General features: G+C 35.9%; 15 protein-coding genes. 10 read left to right on the top strand and 5 right to left on the bottom strand.

All coding sequences use genetic code 11. The features are described 5' to 3' along the window. The first annotated feature begins 342 nt into the window (after positions 1–342). The 7 genes from FEU33_RS13785 (at position 343) to ssuD (ending at position 6,577) form a co-directional block, all read left to right on the top strand. A complete protein-coding gene (locus FEU33_RS13785) occupies positions 343–741 on the top strand; it encodes a riboflavin kinase (protein WP_146550070.1) in 399 nt (132 codons plus the stop codon). A 17-nt stretch (positions 742–758) separates the two neighbouring features. Continuing rightward, positions 759–1,034, top strand: coding sequence for a hypothetical protein (locus FEU33_RS13780; protein WP_146550069.1), 276 nt, complete (start codon positions 759–761; stop codon positions 1,032–1,034). Between the two features lie 168 nt (positions 1,035–1,202). Continuing rightward, positions 1,203–2,036, top strand: a complete 834-nt coding sequence (locus tag FEU33_RS13775) for a sulfurtransferase (protein WP_186731431.1) — start codon at positions 1,203–1,205, stop codon at positions 2,034–2,036. 689 nt (positions 2,037–2,725) lie between these two features. Further along, positions 2,726–3,493: an ABC transporter ATP-binding protein gene (locus tag FEU33_RS13770; RefSeq protein WP_243881190.1), complete on the top strand. Its 768-nt coding sequence runs from the start codon at positions 2,726–2,728 to the stop codon at positions 3,491–3,493. Between the two features lie 22 nt (positions 3,494–3,515). After that, positions 3,516–4,505: an aliphatic sulfonate ABC transporter substrate-binding protein gene (locus FEU33_RS13765; protein WP_146550066.1), complete on the top strand. Its 990-nt coding sequence runs from the start codon at positions 3,516–3,518 to the stop codon at positions 4,503–4,505. Positions 4,506–4,508: 3 nt separating this feature from the next. Beyond that, entirely contained in the window at positions 4,509–5,339 is an 831-nt protein-coding gene (locus FEU33_RS13760; RefSeq protein ID WP_146550065.1) for an ABC transporter permease, read from the top strand. A 104-nt stretch (positions 5,340–5,443) separates the two neighbouring features. Then, positions 5,444–6,577, top strand: coding sequence for an FMNH2-dependent alkanesulfonate monooxygenase (ssuD, locus tag FEU33_RS13755; protein WP_146550064.1), 1,134 nt, complete (start codon positions 5,444–5,446; stop codon positions 6,575–6,577). A gap of 266 nt (positions 6,578–6,843) precedes the next feature. On the opposite strand, the gene FEU33_RS13750 is transcribed toward ssuD, so the two are convergent. Then, positions 6,844–7,767 (bottom strand): DMT family transporter, encoded by a 924-nt coding sequence (locus FEU33_RS13750; RefSeq protein WP_146550063.1) that lies wholly within the window; start codon positions 7,765–7,767, stop codon positions 6,844–6,846. Between the two features lie 146 nt (positions 7,768–7,913). On the opposite strand from FEU33_RS13750, the gene FEU33_RS13745 reads away from it, so the two are divergent. Further along, complete coding sequence (locus tag FEU33_RS13745) at positions 7,914–8,780, top strand: LysR family transcriptional regulator (protein ID WP_146550062.1); 867 nt, start codon at positions 7,914–7,916, stop codon at positions 8,778–8,780. A gap of 339 nt (positions 8,781–9,119) precedes the next feature. Here the strand turns inward: FEU33_RS13745 and FEU33_RS13740 are convergent, their stop codons facing one another. Next, positions 9,120–9,485, bottom strand: coding sequence for a hypothetical protein (locus FEU33_RS13740; protein ID WP_146550061.1), 366 nt, complete (start codon positions 9,483–9,485; stop codon positions 9,120–9,122). Between the two features lie 23 nt (positions 9,486–9,508). Then, positions 9,509–10,108, bottom strand: a complete 600-nt coding sequence (locus FEU33_RS13735) for a hypothetical protein (RefSeq protein WP_146550060.1) — start codon at positions 10,106–10,108, stop codon at positions 9,509–9,511. 708 nt (positions 10,109–10,816) lie between these two features. Here FEU33_RS13735 and FEU33_RS13730 point away from each other — a divergent pair. Further along, a complete protein-coding gene (locus FEU33_RS13730) occupies positions 10,817–13,810 on the top strand; it encodes a S8 family peptidase (protein WP_146550059.1) in 2,994 nt (997 codons plus the stop codon). Positions 13,811–14,386: 576 nt separating this feature from the next. Here the strand turns inward: FEU33_RS13730 and FEU33_RS18870 are convergent. Beyond that, positions 14,387–14,548 carry a hypothetical protein gene (locus FEU33_RS18870; RefSeq protein WP_186731430.1) on the bottom strand — a complete coding sequence of 54 codons (162 nt, stop codon included), beginning with the start codon at positions 14,546–14,548 and terminating at the stop codon, positions 14,387–14,389. 132 nt (positions 14,549–14,680) lie between these two features. Between FEU33_RS18870 and FEU33_RS13725 the strand changes: the two genes are divergently transcribed. Then, a complete protein-coding gene (locus FEU33_RS13725; RefSeq protein WP_146550058.1) occupies positions 14,681–14,872 on the top strand; it encodes a cysteine-rich CWC family protein in 192 nt (63 codons plus the stop codon). Positions 14,873–14,920: 48 nt separating this feature from the next. On the opposite strand, the gene FEU33_RS13720 is transcribed toward FEU33_RS13725, so the two are convergent. Beyond that, complete coding sequence (locus tag FEU33_RS13720; protein ID WP_146550057.1) at positions 14,921–16,594, bottom strand: ribonuclease J; 1,674 nt, start codon at positions 16,592–16,594, stop codon at positions 14,921–14,923. Positions 16,595–16,801: the final 207 nt, after the last annotated feature.

Genomic DNA, 16,801 nt, shown 5'->3' with positions numbered 1-16,801 from the left:
AGTCTTGAAGTGGTACTCATACTGCCTGTTAATGCGAGAAGAAATAAAAATTGCTGCTGAGAATGGTTAAGATACGAATTTAGAGAAATCTGCCCATGAAATTATTTGCGCATAAACCTTAAATAATCAGGAATTTTTCACCATTAAGGGGTGAGATTGAAGCGTTTGTTTTAGCGAAAAATCACTTAAATAAAGGTGAATTTTTATGCTTTTTTAAAAATATACTTGAATACTAGGATTAGTTGGGATTATAGTATTATTAATAAACTTTTTTGAGATTAAGCAAGCAAACAAGAAGATAGTACATCAAAAACTTTATAAAATATTTAAAAGGAGGCCACTATGAACGCTTTACATCAGTTTAATGAACATCTTATTGTAGGACATGTTGAAAAGGGAAAACAGTTAGGAAGGAAGATTGGATTTCCCACTGCAAATTTGAATCTAGTAGAAGAACTTATGATAGACAAGGGTGTTTATGGCGTTTATGTATATCACCATTCAAAGAAATATTTAGGCATAATGAATGTAGGGAATCGCCCAACTTTTAATGACGGAGATCATCAAACATTTGAAGTGCATATTTTGGATTTTCATGAGTGCATATATGATGAATATCTAACGATTGAAGTAATGTTTTATATTCGAAATGAAATAAAATTTGATCAATTACAAGATTTAATAAATCAATTACAAGCGGACGCATTTTATGCACGTAAAAAGTTTCGCTTACTTCAATGATTAAGGAGAGTATGGAGATGGAAAATTATAGGCATATTTTCAACTTGCCAGATTTGAAATTTTCCCAATTTTGTGAACGAAAATTTTCTTTGAATAAGGGGATTTATAATACCATTGATAATTGGTTTTACACGAAGGGAATTACCAATATTCTAGACAGAAGAGAATTAATGGTACAGTTTATGATCTTTTGTTGTTCAAGTGAAACAAAAGTTAAATTCGGACCTGGTGGTTTAACAAAAAAATTAGAAATTTTTTGGGATTATCAAACAGACACATTACAAGTCCATTAATCTCTTTATGAGTACGTATTTCAATTGAAATTGGAAGCTTTGAGTTCAACTTTTCAAATAACCATCTGTGCTAATGACTAATGGGACTTCACACGTTTTAATTCCTTGTATATAGATAAGAATAGTAATTTTATAAGTTCATGATTTTGAATGGAGGAGGAAATGAAAATGAGCAACAGGACATATCCAAATGAGCAGTTGTTAAAAGATGCTAATTGGCTTCATGAACAAATAAATGATGAAAATCTGGTGATTCTTGATGCAAGAGTAAGTGGCTATGATGAAGGGCATATTCCTCGGTCCATTTCATTACCTCCTAGCGATTTAGTAGATTTTAAAAATGAAATCGCGGGTTTTATCCTAAATGAAGAGGAATTTACCACCTTGATCCAAAGTGTAGGGATCAATCAAAATTCAATTGTGCTTGTTTATGATGATGGCCATATTTTAAATGCTGCTAGAATATTTTATGCTCTAGAATACTATGGTTTAAAAGATCAAGTGCGTATATTACATGGTGGGTATCCTGCTTGGCTGCAAGAAGGTTACGCTGTAACAACAGAAGTCCATGATGTTGAGCAAGGAAATTTCAAGGCAAAAGCAAACAAAAATTTAGTATCGACACAGCAAGATATTGAACAAAACCTTTACGCTGAAAATTATGCCATTTTAGATGTTCGTTCCTTAGATGAATACAAGGGAATCGATATAAGAAACAATAAAAACGGTGGCCATATTCCTGGTGCAGTCAGACTAGAGTGGAGCGAAGCGATTACAAAAGATAAAGATAGAATCCGTATTCTCGGCTTTGAAGAATTAAAATCAAAATTTCTGCAAAATGGGATTACTGAACACAAAACAATTGTGCCATATTGCCAATCGAATGTAAGAGCATCAAACACATATTTCATACTTCGTTTATTAGGCTATCCAGATGTTCGTTCCTATGAAGGTTCTTGGTCTGAATGGGGAAATGCCAAAGAAACGGCCATTGAAGTATAACTTTCGAAAAAAATAAAAATACGAGATATATACGAAAAAAACCGTTATTTAGGAATAGAACTTGCTGAAATTGTACTTGTTGTTCGATCAATTCCTTTGTCATTATTTTTAAGCTTTGGACAAACAGAAGATCGTTTCAGTATATTTGCTGTCAGAGTTTCAAAAGATAAAAAGGTCACTAATCTTCTAACAAAGTATTGACAGCATAAAGTTAATCATATTATATTAAACATATCAAATTAATAAGAATTAAATAATTTGCTTACTAGATAACTAGAGGCTTCGAATTTGTTGGATGAATTCGAAGCCTTTTTGTTTACCCATGAATAGAAGGTAAGCACCACCTCATCAAGAAGTAAGTAGCTAAGCAGAGGTTAAGTGGATCAACCGCCTATAAATAAACGATTGGTTTAACTAATACATAGTGGAAGGAGACACCTCTCCACTGAGTGAAGTTTTATCTTCAATGATGTCGAAATGGTAGTAAGTGGAATGAGGTTAATTTGAATAATTTCAGTTTTAAGTTGATAGGAGGAGGTAAGTGATACCTGTTAATAATACTAATTAAATATTTGATAGCAATGGTCTTCATGGGTTGAAAAATGATATAGGCGAAATACAATTTATGCTTGTAGACTATAAGATTTGATATTTAATCTAAAATGTTTTTCAAGTAAGGAGGTATGAACTTGGCAGTACAAATTCAAGTAGATGAAAAAGCATTTCAAATTGATACAACCAAAAAAGTTGTACTGGATGGCATTGAACTAAAGATTGAAGAAGGGGATTTCCTTACCATTATTGGTCCGAGTGGATGTGGTAAAAGTACGTTATTAAAAATTATTGCGGGTTTAGATACAGAGTATCGTGGTTCCATTGAGATTAACGGTAGAAATGTGACAAAGCCGGCTATCTCACAAGGATTTGTGTTTCAAGAGCATCGGTTGTTCCCCTGGATGACCGTCGAAAAAAATATTGCGGCTGACCTGAATTTGAAGGATCCTACCGTTCGAAAAAAAGTGGATGAAATGATTGAGATCGTTCGATTAAAAGGGTATGAAAAAGCATATCCCAGCGAAATATCAGGCGGAATGTCCCAAAGAGTAGCGATAGCAAGAGCACTCATTCGTGATCCTGAGGTATTACTTCTTGATGAACCTTTTGGTGCGCTAGATGCTTTTACACGTAAGCATCTGCAGGATGTCTTGATCGATATTTGGCAAAAGAAGAAAATCACGATGGTACTAGTCACACATGATATTGATGAGTCTATTAGTTTAGGAACAGATATCGCCATTTTACGTTCAAATCCTGGGCAATTACAAAAGTTAATACATGTTGAACTAGCATATCCAAGAAATCGTACCAATCCTTCATTCCAATATATCAGACAACAAGTATTACAAGAATTCGAGAAAACAGATACAGTAGGCTACAAAGATGGAGAAGGTATTTGAGATAAGGGAGGAAATTTAATTTATGAAATTACGTGCAATTGGTTTATTCGTTATAGTAGGATTGTTATTCGTACTCGCAGGATGCTCAAGCAAGGCTGAAAGTAAAGATGGAAGCAAACAAGATACAGTGCGGATTGGTATTCAGCAATCATTAAGTCCGTTATGGATTGCAAAAGAAAAAGGTTGGTTTGAAGAAGCATATAAAAAAATTGGCGTAAAAGTAAAGTGGATAGAGTTCCAAAGTGGCCCTCCTCAATTTGAAGGGATTGCGGCGAATAAGCTAGATTTTACAGAGGTCGGTAATACACCTGTTATAGGCGGTCAAGCTGCGGATGTGCCATTTAAAGAAATCGCTGTAACAGCTGATGGTTATTTAGGAAATGGGATTCTTGTGAATAAAGACAGTAATATTAAAACGATTAAAGACTTAAAAGGAAAGAAGATTGCGGTAGCAAAAGGAAGTAGTGCATTCGGTTTCCTATATCAAGTGTTAAAACTTGCGAATATTGATCCAAGCGATGTAGATATTATTCAACTACAACCGGATGAAGCAACGCCAGCATTTGAAAACGGTTCGGTAGACGCTTGGAGTATTTGGGAGCCATTTATCTCTATCGAAACAATTCAGAATAATGCAAAAATATTAGTGAATGGGAAAGACATTAATATTTCTTCACCTTCCTTTGCAGTAGCACGTCAAGGAATCATTGATGACAATCCAGAGTATGTAGATACATTCCTAAAAGTATTTTCCAGAGCAGCAGAATGGCGTGCTAAGAATCAAGATGAGGCAGTAGAGTTTTATGCCAAAGCACGCAACCTTGAGCCAGAAGTTGTACGAAGTGTTTTAAATAATACAAACTCATTCGCAAAACCTATAACAGATGATTTTGTTGAAGGGCAACAAAAAGTGGCCGATTTACTAACAGAGCTTAAAGCAATTGAAAAACCAATTGATACCTCTAAAGTGACAGAAAATCAATTTGTCGAAAAATTACAGAAAGGAGAATGATAGATGAAAGTTGATTCCCTACAAATTCCTTATTCAAAAGCCGATACTCCGACAAAAAAACAGAAAGGGAAACTTCCACTTTGGCTTAAAGGACTTGTTTTACCAGTCATTGTGATTGCGATATGGCAAACCGTCTCTGGATTAGGTTATGTATCAGAGACAGTACTACCTAGCCCACTGTTGATCGTTCAATCATTTATTGAATTGGTTTTGAGTGGGGAGATATTTGAACACTTGAAAATTAGTATACTTCGTGCGCTAGGTGGGTTTTTGCTTGGAGCAGGGATAGGTTTAGCTTTAGGCTTGATCGTCGGGTTTTCTAAACCGTCAGAAATATATGTAGATCCAACAATGCAAATGTTACGTACAATTCCAAGCCTAGCAGTAACACCATTGTTTATTTTGTGGTTCGGGTTTGATGAACTATCCAAGATTTTACTTATTGCATTTGCTTCATTTTTCCCTATCTATATCAATACATTTAATGGAATCCGTTCAGTAGATGCAAAATTATTTGATGTTGCACGGGTGTTGGAATTTAGCAAACGTAAGCAATTAACATGTCTCATTTTTCCTGCTGCATTAAGTCATATTTTACTAGGTATTCGTTTATCACTTGGTACAGCTTGGTTAAGTTTAGTTGTAGCCGAATTAATGGGATCTAGTTCTGGTGTAGGGTACATGATTATGGATGCTCGTCAATTCTCACAAACGGAAAAAGTATTTGTTGGGATTATTATCTTTGGTATCGTGGGAAAATTAACAGATTCGTTTGTAAAAGTATTAGAAAAACGATTATTAAAGTGGCGCAATAGCTTTGAAGGGGTTCATTAGAAGAGGTTCAGGTTCATAAATAAAAGCCTTGTTACACTCAACCAATATCCGTAAAAAGTAACAATGGAACATAACAGAGCTTAAATAAAAGAGGAGTGATTTGAATGGAAATCTTATGGTTTATTCCAACACATGGTGATGGTCGATATTTAGGGACAACAAAAGGTGGTCGTGAAACAAATTTTCCATATTTAAAACAAATTGCACAAGCAACAGATGAATTGGGATATGCAGGAGTTTTGATTCCAACAGGTAAATCTTGCCTTGATCCGTGGGTACTAGCCTCTGCACTTGCAACTCATACATCAAAGTTAAACTTTTTGATTGCAGTTCGTCCAGGTCTAACGAAACCATCTGTTGCAGCACGGATGACCGCAACACTAGATCAAGTAAGTAATGGTCGATTACGTATCAATGTTGTTGCAGGTGGAGACCCAGTTGAGCTTGCAGGGGATGGATTATTTTCTTCACACAGTGAACGATACGAAGAAACAGATGAATTTCTAGATATTTGGCGTGAACTATTAGCTGGTGAAAAAGTTGATTATCAAGGTAAACACTTAGAAGTCAAAGGTGGAGAGCTTCTTTATCCAGGCGTTCAGCACCCACATCCTCCTATTTATTTTGGAGGTTCATCAGATGAAGGCATTACAGTAGCTGCAAAACATTCAGATGTATATCTAACGTGGGGTGAACGTAAAGAAGACGTGATAAAGAAAATCGAAAAAGTGCGCAAAGCGGCTGCAAAAGAAGGCCGTAGCGTGAAGTTTGGCATACGTTTACATGTCATTGTTCGAGAAACAGATGGAGAGGCATGGGAGGCAGCTAACGAATTGATCCAATATGTTGATGATGAAGCCATTAAAAAAGCACAGTCAGTTATTAATCGCTTTGATTCAGTTGGTCAAAAAAATATGGCAAATCTTCATAAAGGGGATCGTAATAACCTTGAAATTAGTCCCAACCTTTGGGCAGGCGTCGGTTTAGTTCGTGTCGGTGCAGCGACGGCACTAGTTGGTAGTGCTGAAACAGTAGCACAACGTATTCGTGAATATCAAGAATTGGGTATTGAAACATTTGTTTTTTCAGGTTATCCGCATCTGGAAGAATCCTATCGATTCGCGGAGCTTGTCTTTCCATTGCTTGGTTACCATCAAAAAGAAGGCAAGGAAACTGTGGCACCATTAGGTGAAGTAGTTGGAAATGAATACCGACCATCTGCATTAATTAAGAGTTAGTCATAAAGGAAAAGGTGATAATAACTGTTGATAGACGATCCTGCATGAGAGGGCAGTAAGTAAGACCCTATTTCAAAACATAAACTAGTGGAAAAAGGAATCAACTGCCTGTAAAAAACTCGATTGGTTCAACTAATACCCAGTGAGGAATGGAGAAATCCTCACCGGGTAAAATTTCACTTTATGATCACCTTGATTTTTTCATGTGTAATCTAGGTTTCATAATATTTATAGTACTTTAGAAAGTTGAAGGCATTCGTGAATACTTACTCGCATGGAACTGATTTTTTGCAATGATTTTGCTGATCGACATGCTGTTTTTTTGTGATTAATTTTTTGAAATCTACTTCAGCGATGATGACGCCAAGCAGTACGAGGCAAGCACCGATATAGCCCTTTGTTGTTAAGACTTCACCTGCAAAAGCAAAGGCAAAAATAGCTGCAAAAACAGGTTCTAAAGAGAAGAGTAGACCTGTATGCGTAGGCGTAGTATATTTTTGAACGGTCGTTTGTGCTACAAATGCGATCGCGCTACATAATACGCCTAGACCTAAAACAGAAATCCAAGCATTTGTCGTGCTTGGCATTTCGGGTGATTCAAATAATAAAGTAAATAACAATCCCCATATGCCTGTAAAACCTAGTTGTATAACACCTAGAGATATGGCATCTACCCCAGGTTTCTTTGTAAACTTGCCAGTTAAAATGATATGCGTAGCATTAAACAATGCACATAAAATACATAGAAAATCGCCATTGCTAATTGTGAAAGATTGTTTTAAGGTTAAGAAACCGATTCCGATAAGAGCCACAGTAACACCTAAAAGAACCCTTTTTTCAGGTATTTTTCGCACAAAAACGGCAACAAGCAAAGGAACAAAGATTACCGTAAGGCTCACCAAAAATCCTGCATTAGAAGCGGATGTTGATTTCATGCCAAAAGTAAGTGATACGAACACTAAAAACAAAATAGTGCCTAGCAATAGTGCATATTGAACGGTTCTAAAATCCGTATGAATAATGCGATGGTGAAACACAACCCCTGCTAGGATAAATGCAATGATGAAGCGTAATGCAATAAGATTAAACTGCTGCAACTCAGTAAGTCCCATTTTTATAAATAAATAAGATGAACCCCAGAACATGGTTACTAGTAGCAACAGTAAATTGGCTTTTATTCGAGTACTCATAACGACTCCCTTCCTATGAATGAAATCATACAATTATGTTAAATCCATATTGTCTACTTTGTATTATAGTTGTATCTTTTATATAAGAAAATTGAATGTTATTAATGATTTAAATGAAAAATATTCATATAAAGGAGGATGTAAGTTTGTCATTAGCGAAATATGGGATTTTTAATACAGTAGTTGAATTAGGGAGCTTAACAGAGGCAGCAGCAAAGCTAAATTTAACACAATCAGCTGTCAGTCATGCAATTGCTAGCTTGGAGTCAGAATGGGGATTTTCCATCCTGAGTAGGGGACGTTCTGGTATCCATTTAACAAGTAACGGTGAGCAAATGTTGCAATATATTCGTGAAATCTTAAAATGGAATGAACAAATGCAACAGCAAGTCGCTAGTATTAATGGGTTAGAGATTGGAACAATTCGTATTGGTACTTTTTCAAGTGTGTCGATCCAATGGTTGCCAGAAGTTTTAAGTCATTTTAGTGAAGCCTATCCATTGATCGATATTAAATTGTTCGAAGGGGATTATGATGAAATTGAATCTTGGATTACAAGCGGCGTTGTTGACTTTGGTTTTTTATCGTTACCAACTTTAAAATCGCTAGATGTCATTCCACTAAAAAAAGATCGAATGCAAGTGATTGTTTCAGACGATCATCCACTAGCGAAACAAGATGAAGTAAGCTTTCAGCAGATCGAAGAAGAAATGTTTATCTTACCTAAGATCAGCTGCGATAATGATGTGAGAAGAATACTAAAAGAAAACAAAATTACCCCGCATATTAAATTCGAACTGGCAGATGATCAAGCCATTATTTCAATGGTCCAAAATGGAATGGGGATCAGTATCCTACCAGAAATGGTTTTATATCAAGCCATGAAAGGGATTCATGTTCTTCAGCTAAAAGGAGACCATTATCGTTCGATCGGTATGGCTTCGATGTCTTTTAAAACCATATCACCAGCAGCTAAAAAATTTGTGCGATATATGAAAGAGTATTTAAAATAGTTTAGCGGTTTAATGTGAAAAGGAATTTTTATCCCGCTTTAACGGGCAGTAAGACCCTCATCTCAAGATTTAGAGAGAAACAAAAAAGATAGATGGGGGATCAACTGCCCGTAAAAAGTCCGATTGGTTCGGGCGGGCAGGATGTTGGTCTCTCAGGTGTTGCCCAGGACGTGGCGCTTTTCACTTCCGTTCCTCTAGCCCAGTGGGGGATGAGGAAAACCCCCACTGATGGAGTTTCACTTTATGAACCTTTCTTTAGAAAAAGACAGTGGTTATATAAGCAATTTTGACTTATGTAATCACTGTTTTGAATTGGTGGAAGGTAAATTATACATGCTATTAAATAGATGATTGATAGGCTTGTAGCAATTTTCCTTGTTTGTCAATCATCCCTAAGCGATAGGCTTTATCAATGATACTATCCACTGCATTATAAAACGATATTTTGCCAGAGGAACTTCGATTCATCCTTGTATGAATTTTGGCATCTCGATCCACTGTACGAATGTCTTCTGGATGAATGATTTCATTTTTTTCAAGAGCAGTTTTAAACTCATTGTAATCGGTATCAGATTGATATTTAGAAAAGTTTTTTAAATTTCCATCGGTCTGTATCGCTTTTTGGAGTGGTCTTATAACATTTAAAAAAATGTATGCATCGTAGGTAGGGCTATTCAGCCATGTATCTCTTGTTCCAGTGACCATGAATTTGTACATCTCCTTTTCACTTATTCGTGTGTAATATTTAAAGTAGAAATAATGGTATTCCAGGGATAGTTATAGGAATGGGCTCGATGTTTATAGACGCCTCCATTTGGAATAACGTCATCAGAATTAAAGGCAACTCCATAAAGGAGACCATCAACAATTGAGTCTCCATCCAAATCTATGTCTTCGAAAGCACTTTCATAATTTTCGCTGATGCCTAACGGAATTAAAACATCATTTAAATATGGATAATTATAGCCATATCCAATAATCAATGTATAAACTTCTGTCTGCCCAGCAACAGGGAGTGGTGTTGACAAAAGTCCAGAAGTGTTTTGTTGTCCCGTATCAGAAAAAACTAGAAAAGTGTCAACTGATGTAACTGGTGGAGCTGAGGCAAAAGGCGTTACACTTGTTATTGCATTAGAATTATTTATAAATTGTGCTTTTGGATATCGTTTTTGTATTTTTTGCAATATTTCTTCTGTCGTTATATTTGGTTTATAAGAAGTCGTAGAAGTAGCATTTGCTTTTTCTGGGTTAAAAGCAAAATTGAAAAGCAAAATTACTGAAAATATAATAGTAAAAAACGTTCTTTTCATAATTTCAAATCCTTTCATAACTTATTTAATGCCTTCCACCATTACTTATATCGACATAAATTTCCATTTATTAATAGAATAATATAAATTATGTTTTATATATGTACAATAATTGTAAATGATTCATTCTTTTCTTTTCCAAAAAGGTAGTGATAAAAGTTGGTAATCAGTTCATGATTTGTCCTTAAAAATTATATATTAGTTCAGGCGTGTTGATTAGGAAAAATAGGTGACAAATTTAGCATAATTCTATAAAAACATGTATTTTATCTCCAGCTATGTAGATTGGAGCGGAGGCTTGCTCGACTCCCGCGGGAAGAGCGAATAGATGAGACCCCACAGCGTAGCGAGGAGGCTCAGCGTTCGCCCGCAGGAAAGCGAGTAAGCCGGAGCGGAAATCAGCGAATACATTATATTTTGTGGGGAAAATTGGATAATCAACACGCTTGATATTAGTTTTATCTTTAGTAAAGTACATACCTAAATACTAGTAATAGAAGCGATAAACTTGATACTATTAGAAAATAGTGAAACCTTTCCCTTTTTAGGACGTATGTTGTAGAGGAAAAAGAAAATGACCCGTAAATTTTATTAGATAGCTATGATATTCTTTAGGAAAATAGTTTAAATTGTAGCATAATGGTAAGATTGCTTTGAAGTATCTAAGAATTATAGATATGATAAGTTAGGTAGTATTTTCCTGAAAAAATAATAGGAGGTTATTAAGTGAAAATTCAAAAAACAAGTAAAATAGCAGTATGGTTGCTTATTTTTGCATTGATCTTTGGATTTACAATACCAGAGAAATATCATGCAGACGCCGTTTCAGCGACATCAATCGATGAAGCAGTCACTATTACAGAAGGGAATATGATCGATGGAACTTTCGATTCGCCAGGAACTCATTGGTATAAGCTGACTCCAACACAAGATCAGCTTTCAAAATATTCTCATATGAAATTGACCGTCAATAGTGATCAAGTTGTCAATGTCTCTGTGTATTCTAGCAAAGAAAAAGCACAAGCAGATGAAACATTCGAACAATATACTACAGGAACAATACCTGGTGAAGCAGCTACTATTCAGTTTCCATATGCTTGGGAAGGCTCTTACTACATAAAAGTAGAATACAACGGCATGGTGGATTATTCAGATGAAGATTCATCTGAATATACAGAAACGCAGCCGGTGGAGGATATTGACTTAGGACCTACTAGCTACACGCTTCAAGAAGAATCTGTAAAACTTCCTCCGTCTGTAGGGGAAACAACAGGTTCCACATGTCCTGTCGAATATAGCGTAAATGGTACAAAAAGTGCCAAAGAAATGCTAAAAGAGATCCGTCTTTTCCGTGATGGAGTGCTTTCAAAAACAAAAGAAGGCAAAGAATTATCATCTTTGTATTATAAAGCAGCACCATTTATCGTAGCAAAGATGGCTTTCAACAAAGATGTAAAACAGGATCTTTATAATGATTTAGTTACGATTCAACCACTAGTTACAGAATTAAATAAAAACGGTGGAAGTAGCTCAGCCGTTATTAGTAAGGAAGAAGCAAAGGCAATTGATGAACTATTTCAGATTGTAAATGGTGCTGTACCCTCTAAATTAAAAACACAAATGGATAGTTTGGCAAAGAAAGTAGGGCTTTCTTCCAACCTTGCAGGCGAAAGATTAGTAGATGTTGCTAGTAAGGCAATTGCTGAACTTCCTGAATATACTACAGGTGGCAAGTATATTCTTAAACTAAAAGATGGTAAAACATTAAAATCTGTACAATCTAAGATAAATGGCAATAATACTTTATCTACACTATCATCTACAGATCAAAATGATGAAATTTTCGATAATATGTATGTTGTTGATTTGAATAATGATCAAAATTCAAGAATGAGTGCTAAGGCACAGGCAAAAGCATTTAAAGCAACAGTTGCACAAGTCGAAAAGCTTCCTGAAGTTGAATACGTCGAACCTGTGAGAACTTATCATGCCTTATCCAATGATATTCAATCATCTTATCAATGGTCATTAAAAAATCTTGGCGCAGATGAAGGGAAAAAGAATGCGGACATTGGCAATGAAAAGCTTCAACAATTGATAAGCAATAAAAAAATTCAAGATACATTGATCGCTGTAGTTGATACAGGGGTTGATTATACGCTGGCGGATTTGAAAAATCATGTTCGTACAGATATTGGTAAAAACTATATAGATAAAGATTTACCACCTATAGACGACAATGGGCATGGCACACATGTTTCAGGTATTATTACAGCACAAGCGAATAATGGCTATTCTATAGAAGGTATCGATCAGCATGCTAAAATTATGCCTGTCAAAGTACTGGATGCAGAAGGTTCAGGTGATACAGAACAAATTGCCAAAGGTATCCTATATGCAGTTGATCATGGCGCTAAAGTGATCAACTTAAGTTTGGGCGGAGATTATAGTCGCACATTAGAATATGCATTGCAATATGCAGCTTCTAAAAATGTTGTCGTTATTGCGGCAAGTGGAAATGATGGTCAGTATGGTATTTCTTATCCTGCATCATCAAGATATGTGATCTCTGTTGGGGCAACCAATCCATTAGATATTGTTTCTAACTACTCGAACTACGGTGAAAAATTAGATTTAGTCGCACCAGGTACGGATATTCCAAGCCTTGTACCAAATGGTAATGTCACCTATATGAGCGGTACATCCATGGCAGCTCCACATGTCACAGCTGTAGCGGGATTACTTTTATCAACAAATTCAAAATTGAAGGTAGCAGATATTAGGGCCCTTTTACATGAAAGTGCCGATAATGTCGCATTTAAAGAACTAGACAATGATGGTGAAAGTGGAAGTTTGACCGATTTAATCGGCAGTGGCCTTAGCGGCATGGATCCAGAAGAATTGGATCTTCCTATTGGCAGTGATCTTGTTTCAGGTTATGGGCGATTAAATGCATATAGTGCATACAGTGCTATTGATCTAAAAGTGAAGGTCAATCCAATCATTGAAAAGAAAACAACAGTTTCAGGAACGGCTGTTAAAGGTTCAAAAATCGAAGTGAAAAAAGACAAAAAGGTGATTGGAAAAGCAACAACATCTTCTAAAGGAACATTCTCTGCTAAAATTCCTGCACAGAAGAAAAACCAAAAACTCCAAGTAACCATAACAGGATCAACCGGTGTTGCAAAATCAACACTTACGCTTTATGTAGGAAAAGATTTATCACCGGCAGCTCCTAAAGTTAAAACGATTAGCAACAGAACAACATATGTAACAGGTACTGCAAAATCTAAACTCACAGTAGTGATCAAAAATGCATCTAAAAAAGTGATTGGACAAGGTAAAGTAAATAGTAAAGGCCAATTTAAGATTAAAATCAAAAAACAAAAGGCTGGAACGAAACTTTATATCACAGCTGTTGATTCGGCTAAACGAACAAGCAAAATTGTAAAAATTACTGTAAAAGATAAAATTGCACCATCTACACCAAAAGTGTATAAAGTAACAAGTCATTCAACAATTGTTAAAGGAAAAACAGAGAAATATGCTACTGTAACAGTAAGAGCGAAAGGCAGAACGATTGGGAAAAGCAAAGCAACAAGTAAAGGGAACTTTTCGGTAAAAATCAAAAGACAAAAAGCTGGCACAGTTGTATATGTAGCAGCAAAAGATAAAGCTGGAAATACAAGTAAAGCAAGAAAAATCACTGTAAAAAAATAATATAAGTATTTTCTAATATCACATACAGAACCTTGAATAATAGTCATTTACATATGGCTTTGTTCAAGGTTTTGTTGTCTGTACGATATTTCGTTCACAGGAAGATCCACCCTAAGATTCAAATAACAACAGAGGACAAGTGGGACAATCAACTGCCAGTAAAAGCCCGATTAATTCAACTAATGTTTAGCAGATGATAAAAAATCTATTCAGTGCAGCTTTTTACTTTATACTTTTAAAAAGTGCCAACCACTCATACGATTTAAGTTTTATTAGATCTAATTTTACTTAATATTTTACAATATAAATTAAATTTGGAACAATTTAAGTCCGAAAAAGTCTGTCCGTGGCATATATTTGGCATAATCCATGGTATTTGTAGGACTTAAGAATTCTCGTTCGTGGATACAATTCATTTTTGCGTGGATTGGAAGGAAAGTTCCGTGGATAGGGGCATGAATTCCGTGGATAAAACAGTATTTCCCATGGATTGAACCATATTTCCCGTGGATAGCACCATTTTTAGGTAAATTCAGTTGGATAACGAGCAAATGGTGTATTTAACTCAGTTAACCATTAATAAGAGTGTATAATTATATTCATAGATAAAGTGAGGCTTCCATCAGTGGAGGTTTTCTTCATCCTCACTGAACTAGAGGAACGGAAGTGAAAAGCGCCACGTCCTGTGGCAACACCTGAGTGACCAACATCTTGTTGGCCTAAACCAATCGGGCGCATGCGGCAGTAAGACCCCCACCTATCTTTCTCATTTCTCTCTAAACCTTGAGGTGGGGATCTACTGCCAATTAATGCGGGATAAAATGTCAGCCAGAGCATGTCCCTAAAATCAGATTTAAAGGAGATGAAACTATGCAGCATGATGAAAAGCATTGTCCACTTTGTGGGCAAGAAAATAATTGTATGGCAGGTACAGGAGAAGAAAATCATTGTTGGTGTATGACAGCAAAAATTCCTAAAGGGATTCTGGAATTAGTTCCTCAACATCTAAAGGGAAAACATTGCATTTGTCAAAATTGTGTTGAGAAGTATCGGGAAAAATAAAAAGAATCAAAAATCGCTTATACCGCAGTAGATAGCAATGTTTGAAATTTAGATTTCAATGATAATCGGTAGAATCATCGGCTTTCTCTTAGTTTGAGCAAATAGATATTGACCAACTGCTTTTTTGACTTTCCTTTTAACAACATTCCATTGTTTTGCTTCACCTTCCTGAATGTCCTGCACAGTTGTGACTACTAAACGGTTAACATTTCGAAGTAAATTTTCAAAGTCTTTTGCATAGACAAAGCCGCGTGAAATCGAATCAGGTTCAGAAATGATCGTACCATCTGCTTTGCTGATTGTTAATACAATGACGAGCATACCATCTTCTGCAAGCTGTTTTCTATCACGCAACACAATTTCTCCAACTTCTCCGATATCGATACTATCTACATACGTATCACCAGCAGGGATTTTGCGTGTTTGTTTGGCTTCGCCATCTTCAATATCGACAACATCCCCATTTTTGATGATGAACGTATTTTCTCTTTCTACTCCAACTGATTCGGCTAGCTCACGATGAAGGTAAAGCATTCTGAATTCACCGTGGATCGGGATAAAGTATTTTGGTTTCATCAGTGTAATCATAAGTTTTAAATCTTCTTGGTAGCCATGTCCTGAAACATGCATCCCCGTAATACTTGAAGAACCATAAATCACTTTAGCACCGAGTTGAAATAAGTGATCTACAACACGTGAGACGTCTTTTTCATTTCCTGGTATAGGGGAAGCAGATAAAATAACAGTGTCATCAGGTAGTATTTGTACATCTCGATTATCTGAGTTAGACATGCGGGATAGAGCAGCAAGAGGTTCGCCTTGGCTGCCTGTGCACAGGACGACGACTTCTTCTGGAGGAAGGCTCATGACTTTACGTGCGTCTATCAGCATCCCAGGTGGAACGTTTAAATAACTATTTTCGATGGCTACAGAAACGACATTGACCATACTACGGCCCAGTAATGCAAGCTTACGATTGGTCATTTTGGTTGCTTCCACGATTTGTTGAATACGATTAACATTTGATGCAAAAGTAGAAATAATGATTTTTTGCTGCGCACCTAAAAAAGCTTCTTCGATATGTTTTCCAACTTTTCGCTCTGATGGTGTTGAACCAGGACGTTCTGCATTAGTACTTTCAGATATTAGAGCTAAAACACCGTTTGTCCCAATTTCAGCCATTTTATGAATATCGGAAATCTGGTCATTAACAGGTGTTAAATCAAATTTGAAATCCCCTGTATGCACAATAACTCCTTCTGGCGTATGAAAAACGATACCGAGACAATCTGGAATACTATGGCTTGTTTTAAAAAATGTAACGAAAATATTGCCAAGATCTAGTTTCGATTCAGAATCAATCTGTATAAGTTCTGTTTCCCTAAAAATTTTATGTTCTTTTAATTTGATCTCGATCAAACCTAAAGTAAAACGAGTTGCATAGATAGGTATATTTAATTTCTTTAGAAAATAAGGAATACCGCCGATATGATCTTCGTGACCGTGTGTAACGACAAGAGCACGAACTTTTTCTTTGTTTTCAAGTAAATAAGTAATATCGGGGATAATCAAATCGATTCCCAATAAATTCTCATCTGGAAATTTTCCTCCACAATCGACAAGGACGATATTATCTGCATATTGAATAGCATACATATTTTTGCCGATTTCGTTTATCCCGCCTAAGGCATAAATAGATAACACATTCTTTTTCGTAGCCAACAGCCATTCCTCCAACTTTCCATTTCTATTTCAGTAGTGGGTTTTGAAATACTGTGAGTTTTGTTGAATACTCAATTATTTTTTAGTATAGCTAGCTATTCTTAGTCCTATACGAAAACTGTTAGAAATCACTCTACGTTATGACTGTATTTCAAATTTAGAGCGTTGCGATAAAATATAAAAAATAGCAATGACTCATGATTTCCT

The sequence above is a fragment of the Rummeliibacillus suwonensis genome, from assembly GCF_007896435.1.
Lineage (GTDB): Bacteria > Bacillota > Bacilli > Bacillales_A > Planococcaceae > Rummeliibacillus > Rummeliibacillus suwonensis.
This window is presented reverse-complemented; position numbering and strand designations above follow the sequence as displayed.